The 19,710-nt window shown below is 41.9% G+C and carries 17 protein-coding genes and 1 pseudogene; 8 read left to right on the forward strand and 10 right to left on the reverse strand.

Going from position 1 to position 19,710, the window contains the following annotated elements; all coding sequences use genetic code 11:
- The 4 genes from urtB to A9J31_RS01095 all read right to left on the reverse strand — a co-directional run bounded on the left by urtB (position 1) and on the right by A9J31_RS01095 (position 6,059).
- On the reverse strand, positions 1–1,644 hold the full coding sequence (gene urtB, locus A9J31_RS01080) for an urea ABC transporter permease subunit UrtB (protein WP_067761676.1): 1,644 nt from the start codon (positions 1,642–1,644) through the stop codon (positions 1–3).
- 102 nt (positions 1,645–1,746) lie between these two features.
- On the reverse strand, positions 1,747–3,027 hold the full coding sequence (gene urtA / locus A9J31_RS01085) for an urea ABC transporter substrate-binding protein (RefSeq protein ID WP_171256644.1): 1,281 nt from the start codon (positions 3,025–3,027) through the stop codon (positions 1,747–1,749).
- A 379-nt stretch (positions 3,028–3,406) separates the two neighbouring features.
- Entirely contained in the window at positions 3,407–5,287 is a 1,881-nt protein-coding gene (gene parE / locus A9J31_RS01090) for a DNA topoisomerase IV subunit B (protein WP_067761678.1), read from the reverse strand.
- Positions 5,288–5,459: 172 nt separating this feature from the next.
- The gene (locus tag A9J31_RS01095) at positions 5,460–6,059 is read right to left on the reverse strand and encodes a YqiA/YcfP family alpha/beta fold hydrolase (RefSeq protein WP_067761680.1); all 600 of its coding nucleotides are present in this window, start codon (positions 6,057–6,059) and stop codon (positions 5,460–5,462) included.
- Between the two features lie 242 nt (positions 6,060–6,301).
- Between A9J31_RS01095 and A9J31_RS01100 the strand changes: the two genes are divergently transcribed.
- Entirely contained in the window at positions 6,302–7,633 is a 1,332-nt protein-coding gene (locus A9J31_RS01100) for a PGAP1-like alpha/beta domain-containing protein (protein ID WP_067761682.1), read from the forward strand.
- A gap of 50 nt (positions 7,634–7,683) precedes the next feature.
- On the opposite strand, the gene A9J31_RS01105 is transcribed toward A9J31_RS01100, so the two are convergent.
- Positions 7,684–8,211, reverse strand: coding sequence for a disulfide bond formation protein B (locus A9J31_RS01105; protein ID WP_067761684.1), 528 nt, complete (start codon positions 8,209–8,211; stop codon positions 7,684–7,686).
- A gap of 18 nt (positions 8,212–8,229) precedes the next feature.
- Positions 8,230–9,807, reverse strand: coding sequence for a glutamate--cysteine ligase (gene gshA / locus A9J31_RS01110; RefSeq protein WP_067761686.1), 1,578 nt, complete (start codon positions 9,805–9,807; stop codon positions 8,230–8,232).
- A gap of 210 nt (positions 9,808–10,017) precedes the next feature.
- Between gshA and A9J31_RS01115 the strand changes: the two genes are divergently transcribed.
- The 5 genes and pseudogenes from A9J31_RS01115 to A9J31_RS01130 all read left to right on the forward strand — a co-directional run bounded on the left by A9J31_RS01115 (position 10,018) and on the right by A9J31_RS01130 (position 13,208).
- Positions 10,018–10,557: a DUF924 family protein gene (locus A9J31_RS01115; RefSeq protein ID WP_067761688.1), complete on the forward strand. Its 540-nt coding sequence runs from the start codon at positions 10,018–10,020 to the stop codon at positions 10,555–10,557.
- 58 nt (positions 10,558–10,615) lie between these two features.
- Positions 10,616–11,173: a CC0125/CC1285 family lipoprotein gene (locus tag A9J31_RS01120; RefSeq protein ID WP_067761690.1), complete on the forward strand. Its 558-nt coding sequence runs from the start codon at positions 10,616–10,618 to the stop codon at positions 11,171–11,173.
- A 25-nt stretch (positions 11,174–11,198) separates the two neighbouring features.
- Positions 11,199–12,515 (forward strand): DUF445 domain-containing protein, encoded by a 1,317-nt coding sequence (locus A9J31_RS01125; protein WP_067761692.1) that lies wholly within the window; start codon positions 11,199–11,201, stop codon positions 12,513–12,515.
- Positions 12,476–12,577: pseudogene (locus A9J31_RS15945) on the forward strand (hypothetical protein); the annotation flags it as partial. The gene A9J31_RS01125 and the pseudogene A9J31_RS15945, both read left to right, overlap by 40 nt.
- Before the next feature lie 37 nt (positions 12,578–12,614).
- Positions 12,615–13,208, forward strand: coding sequence for a hypothetical protein (locus A9J31_RS01130; RefSeq protein WP_067761694.1), 594 nt, complete (start codon positions 12,615–12,617; stop codon positions 13,206–13,208).
- Between the two features lie 94 nt (positions 13,209–13,302).
- Here the strand turns inward: A9J31_RS01130 and A9J31_RS01135 are convergent, their stop codons facing one another.
- Entirely contained in the window at positions 13,303–13,590 is a 288-nt protein-coding gene (locus A9J31_RS01135) for a DUF2798 domain-containing protein (RefSeq protein ID WP_067761696.1), read from the reverse strand.
- Positions 13,591–13,768: 178 nt separating this feature from the next.
- On the opposite strand from A9J31_RS01135, the gene argS reads away from it, so the two are divergent.
- The gene (gene argS, locus A9J31_RS01140) at positions 13,769–15,559 is read left to right on the forward strand and encodes an arginine--tRNA ligase (protein ID WP_067761698.1); all 1,791 of its coding nucleotides are present in this window, start codon (positions 13,769–13,771) and stop codon (positions 15,557–15,559) included.
- Between the two features lie 301 nt (positions 15,560–15,860).
- Entirely contained in the window at positions 15,861–16,460 is a 600-nt protein-coding gene (locus A9J31_RS01145; protein ID WP_067761700.1) for an SPOR domain-containing protein, read from the forward strand.
- A 142-nt stretch (positions 16,461–16,602) separates the two neighbouring features.
- On the opposite strand, the gene asd is transcribed toward A9J31_RS01145, so the two are convergent.
- The 3 genes from asd to pncB all read right to left on the reverse strand — a co-directional run bounded on the left by asd (position 16,603) and on the right by pncB (position 19,660).
- Positions 16,603–17,454 (reverse strand): archaetidylserine decarboxylase, encoded by an 852-nt coding sequence (asd, locus tag A9J31_RS01150; RefSeq protein WP_067761702.1) that lies wholly within the window; start codon positions 17,452–17,454, stop codon positions 16,603–16,605.
- Entirely contained in the window at positions 17,451–18,299 is an 849-nt protein-coding gene (locus A9J31_RS01155; protein ID WP_067761834.1) for a sulfurtransferase, read from the reverse strand. Before A9J31_RS01155 ends, asd begins: the two co-directional genes overlap by 4 nt.
- A 152-nt stretch (positions 18,300–18,451) precedes the next feature.
- On the reverse strand, positions 18,452–19,660 hold the full coding sequence (gene pncB, locus A9J31_RS01160; protein ID WP_067761704.1) for a nicotinate phosphoribosyltransferase: 1,209 nt from the start codon (positions 19,658–19,660) through the stop codon (positions 18,452–18,454).
- Between the last annotated feature and the right edge of the window lie 50 nt (positions 19,661–19,710).

Raw genomic sequence — 19,710 nt, forward strand, 5'->3', positions numbered from 1 at the left:
TTACTCCACAAAACGGCCTTTGATGGCAAACAAACCTTGTGGACGCTTTTGAATAAACAAAATCACAAGAACCAGTAGAATAATTTTCGCAAGCACAGCACCCATCCCAATTTCTAGCACAGTACCGCTGACACCTAAGCCCAGTGCAGCCAACACCGCACCCCAAACTTGACCGACACCACCAACCACGACCACCAAGAATGCATCAATGATGTAATTTTGACCCAAATCTGGCCCAACATTGCCGACTTGTGCCAAGGCACATCCTGCTAAACCAGCCAGCCCTGAACCGAGACCGAATGCCATCATGTCAATTCGGCTAGATCGAATTCCGACAGCGCGTGCCATTTGACGATTCTGCGTTACCGCGCGAACAAATAGACCAAAACGGGTTTTATTCAGTAAATAGACCAACAGCAGCAATACTGCGATAGTAAAACCGATAATAGCAATCCGGTTGTATGGCAACATTAAACTTGGAGTTAATGCTATCCCACCGGATAGCCATGAAATATTTGACACTTCAACGTTCTGCGCACCAAACACCATGCGGACCAATTGCATCAAAATCAAACTAACCCCAAAGGTCGCCAATAAAGTTTCAAGCTGACGACCATATAAAGGCCGAATCACCGTGCGTTCAATCAACATGCCAATTAAAGCACTGACCAAAAATGCGGCAGGAATCGCAGCAATTAAATACCAATCGACATAACTACTCAGATAACTTTTAAATAAACTTTGCACCACATACGTGGTATAGGCACCGATCATGATCAGTTCACCATGCGCCATGTTGATGACGCCAAGCAAACCATAAGTAATGGCTAAACCTAATGCTGCCAACAATAAAATGCTCGCAGTGCTTAACCCTGAAAATACATGTCCTGTCCATTCGCTGGCTTGAATACGGGTTTTAATTTTACTTTTTGCTTCGGTTAATACGGCCTTTAATTCAGGGTGTAATGCACCTTGTTGTAATTCTTGTTCCACCATGGCAAGTACATCTGGACGGTTAGACGCTTGTAATACTTTTGCAGCCTGAATTTTAATGAGTACATCTGAATTTTGATAATCCAATCGTGCTTTAAGCTGCGCTAAGCGAGCTTTAACCTGATTATTTTTTTCATTTAAATACAATTGATTGATGCTTTGAACATCCAATTCCGCCAAGTTATTTTCTAAAATATCAATGGCATTGAGACGCTGTGATAAATCATCTGATTTTAGCTTTTCTTTGGCTTGAGCGAAGGTCAACGCTTTACGCAACGTATTCACCAAAGTCACTTGTGATAAATCTGCTGGCCAGTCTGTGACGACCTGTAAATCTGGATAACTGAGTAAACGATCGTCTGCTTCTAAAATATAAGTTTGACCTGCATTTGCCGTGTAGAGCTGATCTTTTTCTACATAAGCAGCCAGTTGATCTAAAGACTCAATACTGGACGGCCATTTATTGAGAAAATTTCGACGCTCAGCAAAATCACCACGTACAAATTGCTGAATCGCATCTGTTTGTGCGCTGCTTTGAACAGTATCAATGTTTATAATGTTGTCTGTTGTGAGCTCAGCATGCAGTATTTGCAGGCAAAGTAACTGACTCAGCAATAAAAAAATGATCGGGAAATGACGTAATTTATTCATCTTATTAGCATCCCTATTGAGCTATTGAAAAACCCTGTACAGGGAAAAATCAAATCAGTAAAAAATGCCTGCAACCGAAGCAGCAGGCATCATATAAATTTCTTATTTAGGGATGTACGGACTCCATGGCTCCGCAGCAATGGTTTTTGGTGTTTTGTAGACCACATCAAACTGACCATCAGCTCGAATCTGACCAATCATGACTGGTTTGTGTAAATGATGGTTATTGGCATCCATTTGTAGTGTATAACCCGATGGTGCTTTGAATTCTTGACCTGCCATAGCATCACGGACTTTATCAACATCGGTGGTACCGGCTTTTTCTACCGCCTGTTTCCACATGTTGATGCCGACATAAGTCGCTTCCATTGGGTCATTGGTTACAAATTTATCCGCATTCGGTAATTTGTAATCCACGGCATATTTTTTCATTTTGCCAATGAAATCCGTATTCACCGGATTTTTTACGGACATGAAATAGTTCCAAGATGCCAAATGACCAACCAATGGCTTGGTATCAATACCGCGTAGTTCTTCTTCACCCACGGAGAATGCCATCACTGGAATATCTGAGGCTTTGATTCCCTGATTACCCAATTCACGGTAGAACGGTACGTTAGAGTCTCCATTAATGGTGGAAATCACTGCCGTCTTTTTACCTGCAGCAAATTTCTTCACATTGCCCACAATCGTTTGATAGTTACTATGACCAAACGGCGTGTATTCTTCCATGATGTCAGCATCTGCAATACCTTTCGACTTTAAGAAAGCACGTAGAATTTTATTGGTGGTTCGTGGGTAAACATAATCCGTACCGAGCAGTACAAAACGCTCAGCTTTACCGCCCTCCTCACTCATCAAGTATTCCACTGCAGGAATGGCTTGTTGGTTTGGTGCAGCACCGGTATAGAAAATGTTTTTCGATTGTTCCTGACCTTCGTATTGCACTGGATAGAACAATAAGCCATTCAACTCTTCAACCACAGGTAGCACAGATTTACGCGATACCGAGGTCCAACAACCAAAAATTACCGCAACTTTGTCTTGCGTAATTAACTGACGGGTTTTTTCTGCAAATAAGGGCCAATCAGATGCAGGATCGACTACTACAGGTTCTAATTTTTTCCCTAACACCCCGCCATTGGCATTAATTTCATTAATCGTCATTAAGGCCGTATCTTTCAGCGAAGTTTCCGAAATCGCCATGGTCCCAGACAGTGAATGTAAAATACCGACTTTAATCGTATCGCCACTGCTTGCCGCAGCCTTCGCCTCTGGCTTTGCTTCTTCAGTTTTTTCTGCAGATTTTGAACATCCTGTTAATGCCAGCGTCCCCATTATTGCCGCTGCAAGTAAATTTTTAGACATTTTTTTGTGTTGCAACATCATCATTTCTCCAACTGGATTGGTGCACTTTTGACATGCAGGTGTTTTATTGTTATTCCCTACAATTCAATTTTTATGCCAGTACAGAAATACATCTTGCTTTTGCCGCGTTATTTAGGACTCAATTTAATAAGTAAAACAATATCTTAAAAATCATCCACTATTTTTTCTTATAGCGATTTCTATGGGTACTTTTATTAATATTTGCGACTTGATTAAGTTCTGTCGTTCCAGTTTAAAGAAAGCTCAGTTCAAAACTGTCCGAATAAAGTGCACAGCAGCACGCCCAAAACGCACAGTTTTTGTTCAAAAATTCATCGTCAGCCACAAAAAAGCCCGCGTATGCGGGCTTTTTTTCTTTTGCTGAAATTTCAGTTTAAACCGCCAAATCAGCCAAATTACCTTTTTGCTCTAACCAATGTTTACGGTCAGAAGAACGTTTTTTCGCAAGGAGTTTATCCAGTAACCCTGCTGTAAAATGGGCGTCATCTAAATCAAGCTGCACCAAGCGACGGGTATCTGGATCCATAGTGGTTTCACGCAATTGACTGGCGTTCATCTCACCCAAACCTTTGAATCGAGTAATTTGTGGATTTTTGGTTTTGCATTTTTTCAAAATACTATTTAATTCTTCCTCATCCAGCGCGTAATGAACATCTTTATTATCATCAATACGGAATAGTGGTGGCATTGCCACAAACAAATGCCCTTCTTCCACCAAAGTTGGGAAGTGTTTAACGAACAAAGCACAAAGCAACGTCGCAATATGTAGACCGTCTGAATCGGCATCGGCCAAAATACAAATTTTGCCATAACGTAATTCAGATAAGTCATCACTACCCGGATCAACACCAATCGCAATCGCAATGTCGTGCACCTCTTGCGATGCCAAAACTTCGTCTGAAGACACTTCCCACGTATTTAAAATCTTTCCGCGAATCGGCATAATCGCTTGGAAATTCTTGTCACGCGCTTGCTTCGCAGAACCGCCCGCTGAATCCCCTTCCACAATAAACAGTTCAGATTCTTCTAAGGTATGCCCCACACAGTCAGCCAGTTTACCCGGCAAAGCTGGGCCGGAAACGATTTTCTTACGTTCGACTTTTTTCGCTGCTTTTAAACGACGACCTGCTTTGGCAATCACCATTTCTGCTAGCTGCATAGCAATGTCAGAATTTTGGTTGAGCCATAATGCAAAAGCGTCTTTGGCAATATTCAACACGATACCTGATGCTTCACGGCTGGACAGGCGTTCTTTGGTTTGCCCTGAAAATTGCGGCTCTTGGAATTTCAGTGACAAAATAAAATTCACGCCATCCCAAACATCTTCAGCTGACAATTTCATATTGCGCGGCAACAAGTTGCGTAATTCACAGAACTCACGAATCGCATCTGTCACACCTGAACGTAAACCATTCACATGCGTACCGCCTTGCGCAGTTGGAATCAAATTGACATAACTTTCTTGAATCTGTTCGCCGCCTTCAACGTTCCAGCAAATGGCAAATTCAGCACTGGCACGTTCAGCTTCCCCAGTTGCCACAAATGCAGGTACAGGCACGATGTCACGGTCTTGCAGCTCATCCATCAAATAGTCGACCAGACCATTTTCAAACTGCCATTCGATCTTTTCGTTGTTGATTTGATCGATATAAATAATCTGCAAGCCTGCCGCCAAAACAGCCTTGGCTTTTAAGTTGTGCTTTAAGGCTTTCAGAGCAAATTTAGGCGAATCAAAATATTTGGCTTCGGGCCAAAAATGCACGGTAGTACCCGTTGCACGCTTAGCACATTTACCTTCCAACACCTCAAGCGGTGCCACTGGAACGCCATGTTCAAAGGCCATTTTGTATAAATTGCCTTGACGCTGAACTTCTACTTCAACACGGTCTGACAGAGCGTTCACCACCGAAATACCCACACCGTGTAAACCACCGGAGAATTGGTAGTTATCGGTACTGAACTTACCACCGGCATGTAATTTGGTCAGAATAATTTCAATCCCGCTTTGTCCATATTCAGGGTGAATATCAACAGGCATACCGCGTCCATTGTCTTCTACCGACAAAGAACCATCTTTATAAACCGTCACAGTAATTTTGTTGGCATGACCTGCAAGCGCTTCATCGACGGAGTTATCTATCACTTCCTGTGCCAAATGGTTCGGTCGTGTAGTGTCTGTATACATACCCGGACGGCGACGTACCGGATCCAGGCCAGATAAAACTTCAAGTGATTGAGCCGTATATTGCGTCACGTTGCAAAATTCCCTGCTTTTTGGTTAAAACATTTCTTCGAGCGCTACAGTATATGCTTTTTTAGTAAATTGCATATCTCTTGGTATCAGCCGCCATTTTCTTAGTCAATTTATGCGTCAATTCATGTCGTAAAGCTGCTTTTTTGTATGATTAGACTGATTTTCGCTTTTCTTATGCCCGCTTATTTTTTACAGCATCTGCCAAAAACTGCAAGAGCATGGGTATTTTTTCTGCAAAGTTATCCATCCCATGATTGCCACCGATTTCGGTCATCACCATTGCACAGCCCGCCTGTTCAGCACTGTAAAATTGCTGTGCATGCAGATAGTCCAAAGTTTCATCCCCTTGCTGCAATAAAACCAAAAGCTGTTCTGCATGAGCAATGTGACAAACAGCTAGGTGCTGCATTTCTGTCAATTGCGCATCATTAAGTGTCCAACTGTCAGTTACCACATAAGGCAAAGCCGTTTCACTAAATAAATCACGAAATAACTGCCAAGGACGTACCGCGGGATTAATCAACACAGCAGGCACGTGATACTTCGCCACTAACTGTGTGGCATAGAAGCCGCCTAAACTGCTGCCGACCAGTGCAACATCATCCAAAGTTTCAATCAATCTCGACATCTGATCCATGACCTGCTGCGGTGGCGCATTCAAGTCGGGCAAATGTACCTCTGTGTCGGGAAAACCTCGACAAAAGTCCCTTAATAACTGACCTTTGATTGAATTTGCACTACTTTGAAAGCCATGCAGATAAATTACGTTCATCATTTCGTCCTAAAACTAGTCTTTAAATTCAATGCAAAGTGTTTTATAAGTGAGAATCACATCACATTTTATTAAATTGTATTTTTAATAAAATTGTCTGACAAAAAGCTTTCACTGAGATGACTGTTCTCGGTATTGTAAAAGTTGTTCGTGAGAATTTATAAAATAAACAATGAGACACCACCCTTTTTCGCCAAAAATAAAAGTTAGAAAGAGGGTCTGAATGTAAGGATAGGAAAACGATGCCTAGCTTAACACCATTACATGAAACCTATTGTAAATGGGACCGCACACCGCCCAGCCAAGCTGATGTATTGGAAGGCTTGGCACAGTTGGTCACAATGCGTTTTAGCGATGTAGTGCATGACTTAATCAAAAACATTCAGCGTGAAATATTAATCAGCATTTTTGGCATGAGTGAACAAGGCTCGAAAGCCTTTCATAAACAGCCAACCATTGCTCGTATTTATGAATTTTCTTATAACACCTTTTTCAATTACGGCAATTATCTGCTTGCGCCTACTTTACGTAGCATTATTGAAAAATTCCCACGCTTACATGATAAAGCGCTCACACCCTCTTTGCATTTTCTAGTCGGTGCATTGAACGGGGTACTGGGTGATTATTTATTGAAATATCATAATCCGATGGCATTGCCTATGGTGGTATATGATCATTATGGTGCTGTCCAAAAGGGTGAACTAACTGGACGCGTTACCTTATTGGTACATGGTTTATGTATGAATCATTTGGAGTGGTCGACCAATAAATATGGTGGTATTGGCGAAAAATTACTCTCCCAGCGTGACCACAACACCATGCTGTATTTGAACTACAACACTGGACGTCGCATTTCCACCAATGGTCGCAGTCTTGCCAATACGATGGAAGATTTGGTACGTCGTAATCCAGGTATTACCAGTATTGATTTGATCGGGCACAGTATGGGCGGTTTAGTGTCACGAAGTGCGTTGTTCTATGGCAAACAAAACATGTATCAATGGATCCATCAGGTGGAAAATTTGGTTTGCCTTGGTTCACCACATCACGGTGCGGTACTGGAACGCTTTGGCTTTAATATTCAAGATAAATTGGGCCGATTCCCGCTGGTTAAAATTATTGGTCACATCGTGAATATTCGTAGTAATGGAATTCTAGACCTGCGCCATGGCAGTGTTCGTGATGATGATTGGGAACACAATGATGCCCGCATTGGTGACATGGACGATAACCGTAAGCCTGCCCCGATTCCATCACATATCAATACCTATCTGGTGGCAGGTACCATTGAGTTTGAGCACCGTCGTAATAAAACCCGACATGTGATTGGCGACTATCTTGTCAGTGTTAAAAGTGCTTTAGGGGAACACCCAAACCCACGCTACCAATTAAAAGTACCTGACTCGCATAAAGCTATTTTTTATGGCCTTAATCACTTTGAAATTCAATATCACCCGCTGGTGGCGGAACAAATTGTGCATTGGTTCTATCCTAATAGTGAAGATAAAGCCTTTGATCAAATTCATGAATTTATGTTGGATTTAGAAAGTTTGGAAGGTATTGCACTTACTTAATGCTAAATATAAAAAAGCCCTCAGATGAGGGCTTTTTATGCAGCGAAAAATTAGTATTTATCGCGTAGACGTTTCACAGGTGCCGTTTGATATTTACGCAATAACTGCCACAAACTGATTAAGGCCAACACAGCAAAGAATACAAATGACCATACTGGTAGTGACTGCCCCAAGAAGGTCCAATCCACTTTGGCACATTCACCTGAACCAGTCAGCACTTGTTCGAACACAGCCTTCATCGGTAAGGTTTCAACCCAATAGTCCAATCCCGGCCCACAGCTTGGTACTTTATCCGGTGGTAAGTTTTGCAGCCAAATATGACGGGCTGCAACACCAGCTGACCATAAAATAGAGAGGCTTCCCAATAACGCATAAATACGCTTGCCAAAGTTTGACGCTGGGTTATGTAAGAAAGCAATCAAAGAAATGATCCCTAACCCAATCAGTCCCACACGTTGAAAAACACAAAGCGGACAAGGTTCTAAGCCTTGCACATGCTCCAAGAACAGTGCAAATGACATCCCAATAACGCTAGCAACAAACAACAAACCATTGACGAAGCGAAAACTCCATTTCATGGTACATCCTCTTCATTATTATCTAAAATTTTTCAAATATTCTTCAAAGCTGATGCTGCTGTCTTGCTCAAGCTGCGCTTGTTTTTGCAAAGACTGTTCAGCTGCTTCAGCAAAATATGCGGCTGTTTCAGCACTTAATTGATGTTGTTCATACACATCTGCATGTTGCTGCGCCATAAAGCTACCAAAGCTCCATGTGCCCCCATGTTCTAAGGTATCTTCAATCATACGAGCGGACAAGGTTTCATCAACTTCATCGATGCGTGATTGCATCACATGCATGGCCTTGCTGTAAATATCTGTATTGTATGAATCATCAAGCAATTGAGCCAATGGCTGTAACTGGCTCAAATACTGTTGGCACCATTCTTCAATCGCAATTGATTGACCATTTTGCAAAATTGCAGCATTCGGCGCACGACCACGGTTCACCACTTCAGCTTGATTGAGTTCAATTTCGTTTTGTTCAGCATCCAATAAAGCCGGGCTGTCTTGCAATAAACAATATAAAGCAACCACTTCTAGCAAGCCTGCAGTATGTTCATCAATACCAATTGGGCTGTACGGGTTCACATCGACCGCACGCAATTCAACATAGCCCACACCACGATTTTGCAGCGCTTCTGATGGCGTTTCACCCGCTTCAGGCACTTGTTTAGGACGGACTAAACTGTAGTACTCATTTTCTATTTGTAGCACATGGTCATTAATCTGAATCGGTTCGCCTTGCTCATCATTTAGACCTAAATGACTAAAGGCCGCATACGGGGTATGTACCGCTTTTTGTAGACCTTCTAAATAACCTTGAATATCGTTGTAGTGGATACCGAGTTGCTTTTGAGCAGAATTTTGATAGCCGAAATTGCCCATACGTAGAGCAGTGGAATATGGTAAAAATAACGTGCCTTTCATCAAAGGCAGCAATTGGTGGTCACGCCCTGTCATAAAGCATTTACACACAGATGGACTCGCCCCCACCAAGAACATAACCAATGGCGTTAGACGAATAAAGTTACGAATCAAAGCAAAATAACGATGGCTACGATAATCCTGCAAACTTAGTGCTTTTAAGTTGTCATCCGTTTCATGCTTTTGCAAAGCTTCGAAGAAATGATCAGGGAATGAAAGATTGTAATGAACCCCTGAAATGGTTTGCATGCGGCGGCCATAGCGCACCCCTAAGCCACGGCGATACAGGGTTTTAAAACGCCCAATATTGGATGTACCATATTGTGCCAAACGAATGCTGTCTTCTTCTTTATCCAGCATACATGGCATAGAAAGTGGCCATAACTTTTCGCCATTTTCCAAATGCGCATGGGTGACGGCATGAATATCTTTCAGATAGTTTAACGCTTCTGAAATTGTTTCTTTTGGCGGAGTAATAAACTCCATTAAGGCTTCAGAATAGTCTGTCGTAATATGCGGATGCGTCAATGCCGAACCCAAGGCTTTCGGGTGATCTGCTTGCGACAAAAACCCATTGCTTTGCATGCGCAGGCTTTCACGTTCAATGCCGCGCAACATCCCTTTAATCAGCGAAGAATCCACCCAAGTCGGTAAAATATCTTGAGAGGTCGATTCGGGTTGACTCATTGCTATCTCGCTTAATGGAAGAAACTACTAAAATAAAATCATCAGTTTATATCAGTATAACGCGATTTGTAGACAGCTTCTGACGCGCTGTATAGTTAAAGTACAAACCTAGATTTTATTTTTGGCAATTTTTTATCACAAACTAACTCTATATGACATTTTAAATTTGTGATTTTATGAACAAATAAATACAAACTATGTGTAAAACTTATGAATTATCAAGATATTCTCGATTTTTGGTTTGCAGCGGAGAACCACCCGAACTGGTTCGCCAAAAGCAATAATTTTGATGTTTTAATCGAAAAAAAGTTTAAAGCACTGCATCAACAAGCTGCTCAAGCAGAGCTTTGGTCATGGCGTAACAATGCTGAAGGACGTTTGGCTGAAATTATCGTTCTCGACCAATTTTCTCGAAATTTATACCGTGATTCTCCGCTTGCTTTTGCCCAAGATGCATTGGCTTTAGCACTGGCACAGGAAACAATTAGTTTAGGACTAGATGAACATTTAACACCGGAGCAGCGCTCATTTTTATATATGCCTTTTATGCACAGTGAATCCGCAAAAATTCACCAAAGCGCGTTAGAATTATTTGAGAAGCTAGGCAATCCAATTAATTTAGATTTTGAAAAAAAACATAAAGTGATTATTGATCGTTTTGGACGTCACCCTCATCGCAATGCCGTGTTGGGGCGTAACTCAACCACCGAAGAATTGGAATTTTTAACCCAACCCAATTCAAGTTTTTAACGCTCGGCTTTTCGCCTTAGTTTCTCCCTTTGCGATGAACCGATATCAGGAGATGAACATGAATAAAATGATCATTGCCGCAGCCTTAACCACAGCACTCGGTTTGACTGGCTGTGCCACAACCCCATCAAAACCTTTGACCTTTGAACAACTCGGTCAATATTCTGCGACACCATTAAATGCGCAAAGCTACCGTATTAGCTTTCAAGCTCGCCCCAATATGAGCTATGGCACAGCAGAAGAAATTACTTTGGTCAAAGCTGCGCAAACCACACTACAAAATGGTTTCCAATATTTTAAAGTGATGGATGACCCAAGTAACCGTAGTCAAAAACCGCCAAGACAAGCGGTAATTTATCCTGACCCGATGCCTTATCCTTATGGTTATTACCGTCGCCACCCCGGATTTTGGCCAACACCGTTCTATGATGTACCACAAGTGGTGACGTTAGACCCAACCCAAGTGTCCTACAGTATCACCTGCTATAAAGATCGCGCCAAAGCACCACAAGATGCTTTTGATGCCCGTTTGATTTTGCAATCGCTCGGTGCTAAATATGGTCTAGACAGCCAAGGACATCCTTTGCCTGTTACAACTACGCCAACACAAAAATAATCAGACTGAAGAGACTTAAATATTGATGACGCCAACAGACCAGCCAAACGTTTCGCCGAGTCTACAACGCAGTAAACGCTTCGCTACGATTGCATTAGTGGTCGCAGTGCTCGCGTGGATTGCGTTGATGATCGCAGCCAAGCTTTTACCTGACTATGTTTGGCTGATTCATATTTTAATGCTTTCAGCTGAGGCTGGTGTGGTCGGTGGTTTAGCGGACTGGTATGCCATTACGGTACTGTTTCGTAATCCATTTGGTCGGATTCCAATTCCTAAATTTTTACGTGATCACACCGAAATTATTCCACGTAACAAAGCCCGAATTGCTGAATCTATGGGACGTTTCGTTCAAGAAAACTTTCTATCTCCTCAAGTGGTTCAAAAAAGTTTAAGTGAAACAGATCTATCTTTAGCTGTCGGGAAATGGCTGGCCAACCCGCACAACAATGCTCAAGTGACCCAAGTCATTCAGCAAACTGTACCGAAAATTTTTGAATTTGTCGGTCAAGAGCAAATTGGTCGTTTTATTCAAAACAACAGTGTGCAATGGGTACGAAATACTCAGGTCAATCATTTGGCCAGTGAGATGTTACGTGCTGTTTTAGAAAATGATTTCCATCAAGATGTGTTACAGCGTGGGCTCGATTTAGCCCATGATTGGGTCACACAGCATCCAGAACAAACCCGTGACCTTTCACGCCAATTGTTTAAAGAACTTGGGGTATGGAAGTTAGCTAAAGGGGCGAGTTGGATTGGCATTGATGTACAACAACGCACCATTGATTCATTGGTGAGCCGTGTCGAATCTATGTTGGCCGATCCAGAACATCCTTGGCGTCGAAAAATTGAAGAAATGGCACAGCAACTCATGCATGAGTTGGCAGACAATCAAAGTGTGGCCAGCCAACGCTTGAATAGCACCAAGGACGCTTTATTAGACAGCCCACAAATGCTTAACTTTTTAAGCGGCGCTGTTGTGATTTTATGTGATGCGATTAAATCTGATCTGCAAAAGCCGGACTCAGGTATTGCACAAAATTTAAGAGTCGCGATTCAACAAGTCGGGGAAAATATCATTTCCAATGTGGCGGTACGTCAGTTATTGAATGAAAAAATGAGCGATATTGCGGTCAATTTATCAGATCAATACAGCGAAAAAGTCATCCGTTTTATCAGTGAACGCATCCACGAATGGGATTCACGTGAAATGATTGATAAAATTGAAAATGAAGTTGGTGGTGACTTGCACATGATCCGTGTAAACGGTGTTGTGGTGGGTGGCTTCATCGGTTTAGCACTAGGGATTATTCGTGCCTGTGTGGAATGGTTACCTCTCGGATAAAACACACCTACAAGGTAAACGTGGTTCTCCGTCAATTTGAGCTTTCTACTGAGAACCGCTAGAATTAAGCTTCCTACATGTATTAGAACAATAAAAGCTATGTCCCTTCGTCCCCTTTCAGCCCTCACTTGTATTGTAATTTTTAGTAGCTTGATTGGTTGCCAAACCATTTCTAAAACCAGTAATCAAGTCAGTGACAAAGTCATGGGCATGTTTGGTAAAGAAAAAATGCCTGAAATTGATAAAAAAGGTACGGTGGATATCAGTAAAACTACGCAACAACAGCTGGAAACTTTGCTCAACACCATGCCAAAAAATCAGTGGGTACTGATTGAAAATGATCAACAAGGCACATCAACACTTAAAAATAAATCGACTGATCAATTTACCTTAAGTCTTAAACTCAACTGTAAAGTTGCCAATCAACGTCCAACCTTCAACCTCACCAACGCAGAGGGACAAGTAATTTTAAAAGCCCATGACAGCAACAGCGGACAAATTCAATTCTTACTCGACAATAAAAATTACGGCAATCCTTTCGACATCAGCAATAGTACTAAATTTCAGAGCTTTAAAACTGCCATCGGACAAGCCAAAGTCATCAAGATATTTAATGCTTCTAAGCTTTATACTTTTCAAAATAATAAAGCTGAATTACTCACCAAAGCCGTTAGCTGTCGTGACACGCTTTAATCCGCAAAAAAGTCTTAATACCACAGTCCTTCAATGCAACTCAGCTAAGCCTCGCATATGTACTTCAGGCTTAGCCATTCAATCAATTGGGTTGCTATTTCTTAGGGGGAATTTGCCCTGACATATCTACCCAAAGACCCGTAAATTTACGCACAAATGGCAGGAGGGTCACCACAATAGGAAAAGCGATGGCCCAAGAAATCATCCAATTGTGAAACCATAAGGCCAAAAAGCCCTCAAACCACCCCAAATTGCGCAGCATATTAATAAATGAAATAATGCCGCTCATCAGACAAGAAAGAATAAAAGGCACAATAATCAATGCCCAACGCGCTGAGAGCTTGGGAACATTACCAAATATTTTAGGGGTTTCGTGTTGCATGCCCTCTCACCTCACATGGAAGCTTTATGCTTGAAATTCACTTATATCGGTATTTTTCGATATAAGCAATCCCCGACTTTTATCGAATATTTTTTCTTCACATAAAATGCATTCACCTAAAGGGTGTGAAATTTGCTATATTTAACGTTTTTCTGCGACGTTTATTTTTCGACTGATTATGAATACGGCAATACAAGCAGCGCTCGATCATGCAGTGCAATCCCTTCAAGCTGAAGGTGTACTCCCATCTGACTGGAACAACTCAAGCAATTTGACTCGAACTAAAGACCGAAGCCATGGTGACTTTGCGTCGAACATTGCTATGATTGCCTCTAAAGCTGCGGGTATGAAGCCACGCGATTTAGCCGAAAAAATTCTCGCAAATCTTCCTGAAGTCGCAGATATCAGCAAAGCAGAAATTGCAGGTCCTGGCTTTATCAATTTCTTTTTGAATGCAGACCAACGCTTTGCTGTGTTAGACCAAATTCAGGCTCAGAAAGATCAATTCGGTCGTACCCAAGCCAATGCTGAAAAACGCGTTCAAGTTGAATTCGTTTCTGCAAACCCAACTTCTAGCCTACACGTGGGTCATGGTCGTGGCGCAGCATACGGTATGACGGTTGCTAATCTACTTGAAGCAACGGGTGCTAAAGTTGACCGTGAATATTATGTAAACGATGCTGGCCGTCAAATGGATATTTTGGCGACTTCAACCTATTTACGTTATTTAGAATTAACGGGTCAGGAATTGGTATTCCCTAAAAATGCATACCAAGGCGACTACGTTAAAGAAATCGCGCAAAGCATTATTGATCAAGACGGCGATGCACATGTACGTCCAGTTGCGGACATCTATAAAGATGTACCAGAAGACGTTCAATATGCAGCTGAGCTTGATGCCGAAGGCAACAAAGTGGTGCTTTCTGGCGACAAAGAAAAGCATATTGATGGTTTGATTCATAATTCTCAAAACCATTTGGCTGCAGGCTACCGTGTATTCCATCAAGCTGCGCTGAAAGCCATTCTTGATGATATTAAAGATGACCTTGGTGAGTTTGGTGTGACCTTCAACCAATGGTTCAGCGAAGCAACATTGACTGAAAAAATTGATGAAGCATTACAAATGCTGGATCAACGTGGCTTCCTTTATGAAAAGGATGGCAACATTTGGTTTAAATCGACTGAATTTGGCGATGAAAAAGACCGTGTTGTTAAACGTCGTAACGGTCAAACCACTTATTTTGCCTCAGACATCGCATATCACCTGAATAAATTACAACGTGGCTATACGGATATCATCGATATTTGGGGTTCTGACCACCACGGTTATATCGCACGTGTAAAAGCAGCCATTGATGCGCTAGGTTATGACTCTAAAAAATTAACTGTACTATTAGTTCAGTTCGTGAGCTTGTGGCGTGGCGGCGAGATGGTACAAATGTCATCACGTTCAGGTCAGTTCGTAACTTTACGTGACCTTCGTAAAGAAGTCGGTAACGATGCTGCTCGTTTCTACTACGTGATGCGTAAATCAGAACAACACATTGACTTCGACTTAGACCTAGCTGTGTCACAAAGTAAAGACAATGCGGTGTACTACATTCAATATGCGCATGCACGTATCTGTCGTATGTTAGAAAAAGCAGTGGCAACCAATGTTCAATTCTCTGCTGAAAATGCTCGCCAGTTCGCTGCAAAACTTGAGCTTGAAGCTGAAACAGAAGTATTGGCTAAACTTGCTGCTTATCCTGAAATTGTCGTTCGTGCTGCAAACAGCTATGAACCACACCAAGTGGGTAACTACTTAAAAGAACTTGCTGCGCTGTTCCACGGTTGGTACAACGAAAATAAAGTATTGGGTGATGATGCTGAATTAACACAAGCGCGCCTATTACTTTCTGTTAACGTGCAACAAGTACTGCGCAACGGTCTTGAATTACTCGGTGTGAGTGCTCCTGAAAGCATGTAAGCAACCATTCATGTTGCGAACACAATAGAATTCATCGGGATCGCCCATGCACAAACACAGCGCATGGGTTTAAGCGTCATCAATTGCATTGTGCTAAAAAGAATCCTTTTCAATACAGGCTCGAAATGAGCCTGTATTTCGTTTATATTCAGCAATATGTCCGTGTCATCTTGGCTGTGCTGAAATTGTGAAAATTAAACAAATTCCTGATGACACTCATGTAATATATAACAATCAAGACTTGCTACTTTGGGCTGCCCCAAAGTGGTTCGTGACAATTAAAATTAAATGAGGTTTCCACGTGTTTGGAAAAACGCAGCGCGGTGTATCTGATCGGCCAAATAAGCCTAAAAAACCATTGATTCCAGCATGGCTAGGTACACTTGTCATCATTTTAATCGTGTTGAGTTTCTTAGTTGCGCTCATGCTTTGGAAACCTTGGGAGCCTGTGAAGCCAAAAGGTCAAATTACGTCTGAACATTATCAGGAAGAAACCAATAAAGACTATCGTTTCTACGACCTGTTGCCTCAGCAACAAGTGACGCCAATTCCTGAACAAGCTGTTCCAGAAACCGAAAATAAAGAAACGGTGGTGATTGTTGATGCACCAGAACAAAAGCCAGTTGAAACCACAGAGCCTGGAATAGAAGCCACAGAAACTGCGCCTGTTGCTGCAAGTTATATTCTGCAAGTGCGCAGTTATGATGATCCTGATCAAGCCGATGCACGACGTGCTGAAATTATTTTGAACGGTTTATCAGCCGATGTGATTCAAAGTAATGAAAACGGTAAAATTTGGTACCGTGTCGTGTCTGGCCCTTATGATTCACAAGAAGCCGCTGTGATTGCACAACAGACTTTACGTCATAGCAGCATCGACTCCATTGTCGTAAAACGCTAAGTGACTGAATTAAAAAAGCGCCAAATGGCGCTTTTTTTATCTCTTGTGTTTCCTACCTATTCGGAGAGGGGCACTGCTTTTCAATGGAAAGGTCTCGAATACCTTCGTCCTAACCCTCTCAAAAGAAATAGAAATATTTATCTTACAAGGTATGCCCTAAAGCCTCACCCATTACCACCGTTGAATTGGCTTTGAAAGCCGCATCCCACTGCATTTTATTTTCTTCAAATAAAACCACAGCAGTTGAACCCAAGTAGAAACGACCAAGTTCGGCACCTTTTTCCAAGAATAAATCGTGTTGATTTAACTCTAAGCGACCTGTTGGCTTTACCTTCCCTGTTGCAACAGTTTCAATCCCTGCAACGATCATCGCGCCCACGAGTACCACAGCCATACGACCGACTTCAGTATCAAATAAGCAAACCATACGCTCATTGCGCGCAAATAAACCCTGAATGTTTTCCGCAGTGGTTTGGTTCACTGAGAACAACTCACCTGGCACATATAGAGTTTCAGTTAAGGTCCCTGCAAATGGCATATGTACGCGGTGATAATCTTTTGGTGATAGATACACAGTTGCAAATTGACCATTTTTAAAGGGTTCAGCCAATTGTGGATCTGCAATCAAATTTTCAACCGTAAATTTCTGACCTTTGGCCTGAAACACATCACCATTTTCAATTTTGCCTAATTGAGAAATTGCACCATCTGCGGGTGAAACAACACTATTGGCATTGCTGTCAATTTCACGTACACCCTCTTTTAAAGAGCGCGTGAAAAACTCATTGAATGACTTAAATTTTAAGGCATTGCTTTGTTCAGCAATCGACATATCGATGCCATACTGCGCTTTAAATGCAGTAATTACGGCATTTTTCACTACAGGATTTTCACTTGCTGCAAGCTTACCGACAATACGTGATAATTTATGCTGTGGAACAACACGCTGTGCTTGAATAAAAATTTGTTTTTTTAACTGAGATGTAAGGCTCAAGACGGCAACTCTCCGGTGATCACAGGACTATCGAGTCGGTTGCCCCACTCGCTCCACGCACCATCATAAGCTTGAATGTTCCAACCGAGTAAACGTCCCAATATATAAGCCAAGCCTGAACGATGATGAGACTGACAGTACACCACGACAGGTTCGTTTAAATTGAATCCCAATTGTTCTAAGCGTTGTTGTGTGCGTTCTAAAGGATGCAATTTTAAATGATTTTGTCGGTTTAGGGCAGTACTCCATTCGAAATGACGTGCACCTGGAATGTGACCGCCGCGTCGCGCGGCTAAACGTAGTCCGGTATATTCATCTTCGGTACGGCAATCCCATACTTGTACCTGTTGCTGCTGTACCTGTTCCAGCAGCGTCTCGTAAGTCGTTTGGTACTGTTCACGTGCTTGCACATCGACAGTCACCAATGGAGATACTGGTGCAAACTGCTCAACGTCTGATGAGGTTGGCAAGCCCGCACCTAACCACGCATGAATACCACCGTTCAGTAAACTGGTATTTTCAAAACCGAGGCAATGTAAGTTCCAAATTAAACGCCCTGCCCATGCCCCCCCTTCATCGTCATACACCACCACATGATGTTCTGGTGTGATATTCAGGTAAGCAATCAGCTGTTCTAAACCGGCCTGATCAGGCAATAGCCCCATCGCTTGTTCATCTTGGCGTACCAATAGTTTAGGTTGTACATGTAAGGCATGCGGGATATGTAATTGGTCATACACCGAACGACGACTGAGGTCAATAATCCGTAGTTTTTCGTTGCCCAAATGAGGCACTAAATCTTCTGCTTCAATCAGCAGACCAAAATTAAATGTAGATGCAGTCATCGTTTTCGTGTTGTACTTTGCCCGATTGAATTTGATCTTAGCATAAGTCATTTTCACTATTATTCTGAATTTTTGCATTCCTTTAGCAATATTTTAGATATAAAAAAGCCGAATCATTGATTCGGCTTTTTAAGTTTTATCTAAAACTGTGCTTAAGCGCTCACTTCAGAGATGTCAAAAACCTGACGTAAATAAGCCAAGAAGGTGTCGTTATCCGTCATGGTTTTACCCGGACTGTCGGAAATTTTTGCCACAGATTGACCATTACATTCAACCAACTTCAACACGATATTCAGTGCAGTTTGCCCCATATCATTGGTCAAGTTGGTGCCAATACCAAAACTCACTTGGAAACGGTCTTTAAAGTAATTGTGTAAATCCCAAGCTTTTTCAATGTTCAAGCCATCACTGAAAGTCAGCATTTTGGTTTTACTGTCAATTTTAAGCTTTTTATAGTGTGCATATGCTTTGTCACCCCATTCATATGGGTCACCACTATCATGGCGTAAACCATCAAACAATTTGGCAAAGTACAGGTCAAAATCACGTAAGAATGCATCCATTCCAACCACATCGGTCAAGGCAATACCTAAATCACCGCGGTATTCCTGTACCCATGTTTCTAGCGCAGACTTTTGGAAGTTACGTAGACGAACATCAAGCGCTTGGAACGCTTGTAGGAACTCATGCGCCATGGTACCAATTGGAGTAATGTTCAAGTCTTTGGCAATCAGAACATTACTGGTACCACGGAAAATATACGGCGAAGCCTGATTAAATTCTTCAATTACATGCTTTTGCCATGCATAACTATAACGACGACGCGTACCAAAATCAGACACCAAGAATGGTGGATCGTTTGGATTTTGCTGTGCTTCATACTGTTTCAGTAAGGCAATTTTATGCTGTAAACGGCGCTCACCTTCGGCTAAAACTTCAGGTGTACGAATACGTTGGAAATATAGTTCATTGACGATGGCTAAAACAAAGATTTCGAACATCATCGCTTGAACCATTGGGCCTTCTACCCAAATATCGAGGCGACCTTCATCATCAATACCCGCTTTAATAAAACGGCGTTTTAATTGGAATAATTCGAGATAATCAACAAAGTCACTTTTAATAAAACGTAAGCTACGTAAATAAGTCAGTTCATCTTCTTTGAATTTTAACTGGCAAAGCATGTCGAGTTGGCTGTTCAAATCATCCAAAATCTCAACCAGCGGATAAACTGTGTCGTCCAAATTACGGCAACGGAAATGATAAACGCTGTGGGTTTGAGGAAATTTGTGCAACACCACCTGAAGCATGGTGAATTTATATAGATCTGTGTCTAATAAAGAGTGAATGATTGGAGACATAAAGACTTTCAGTTTTTATCAACTCATTGCATTAAAGCATACTTTATTTG

The organism is Acinetobacter gandensis (assembly GCF_001678755.1).
Classification (GTDB): domain Bacteria; phylum Pseudomonadota; class Gammaproteobacteria; order Pseudomonadales; family Moraxellaceae; genus Acinetobacter; species Acinetobacter gandensis.

What these genes read in the sequence shown, in the direction of transcription:
- A9J31_RS01120 (WP_067761690.1), top strand. Translation starts at nt 10,616, where the DNA reads ATGAATAAAATGATCATTGCCGCAGCCTTAACCACAGCACTCGGTTTG.
- argS (WP_067761698.1), top strand. Translation starts at nt 13,769, where the DNA reads ATGAATACGGCAATACAAGCAGCGCTCGATCATGCAGTGCAATCCCTT.
- gshA (WP_067761686.1), bottom strand. Translation starts at nt 9,807, where the DNA reads ATGAGTCAACCCGAATCGACCTCTCAAGATATTTTACCGACTTGGGTG.
- A9J31_RS01115 (WP_067761688.1), top strand. Translation starts at nt 10,018, where the DNA reads ATGAATTATCAAGATATTCTCGATTTTTGGTTTGCAGCGGAGAACCAC.
- A9J31_RS01130 (WP_067761694.1), top strand. Translation starts at nt 12,615, where the DNA reads ATGTCCCTTCGTCCCCTTTCAGCCCTCACTTGTATTGTAATTTTTAGT.
- A9J31_RS01125 (WP_067761692.1), top strand. Translation starts at nt 11,199, where the DNA reads ATGACGCCAACAGACCAGCCAAACGTTTCGCCGAGTCTACAACGCAGT.
- A9J31_RS01135 (WP_067761696.1), bottom strand. Translation starts at nt 13,590, where the DNA reads ATGCAACACGAAACCCCTAAAATATTTGGTAATGTTCCCAAGCTCTCA.
- A9J31_RS01155 (WP_067761834.1), bottom strand. Translation starts at nt 18,299, where the DNA reads ATGACTGCATCTACATTTAATTTTGGTCTGCTGATTGAAGCAGAAGAT.
- A9J31_RS01095 (WP_067761680.1), bottom strand. Translation starts at nt 6,059, where the DNA reads ATGAACGTAATTTATCTGCATGGCTTTCAAAGTAGTGCAAATTCAATC.
- pncB (WP_067761704.1), bottom strand. Translation starts at nt 19,660, where the DNA reads ATGTCTCCAATCATTCACTCTTTATTAGACACAGATCTATATAAATTC.
- A9J31_RS01100 (WP_067761682.1), top strand. Translation starts at nt 6,302, where the DNA reads ATGCCTAGCTTAACACCATTACATGAAACCTATTGTAAATGGGACCGC.
- urtB (WP_067761676.1), bottom strand. Translation starts at nt 1,644, where the DNA reads ATGAATAAATTACGTCATTTCCCGATCATTTTTTTATTGCTGAGTCAG.
- A9J31_RS01105 (WP_067761684.1), bottom strand. Translation starts at nt 8,211, where the DNA reads ATGAAATGGAGTTTTCGCTTCGTCAATGGTTTGTTGTTTGTTGCTAGC.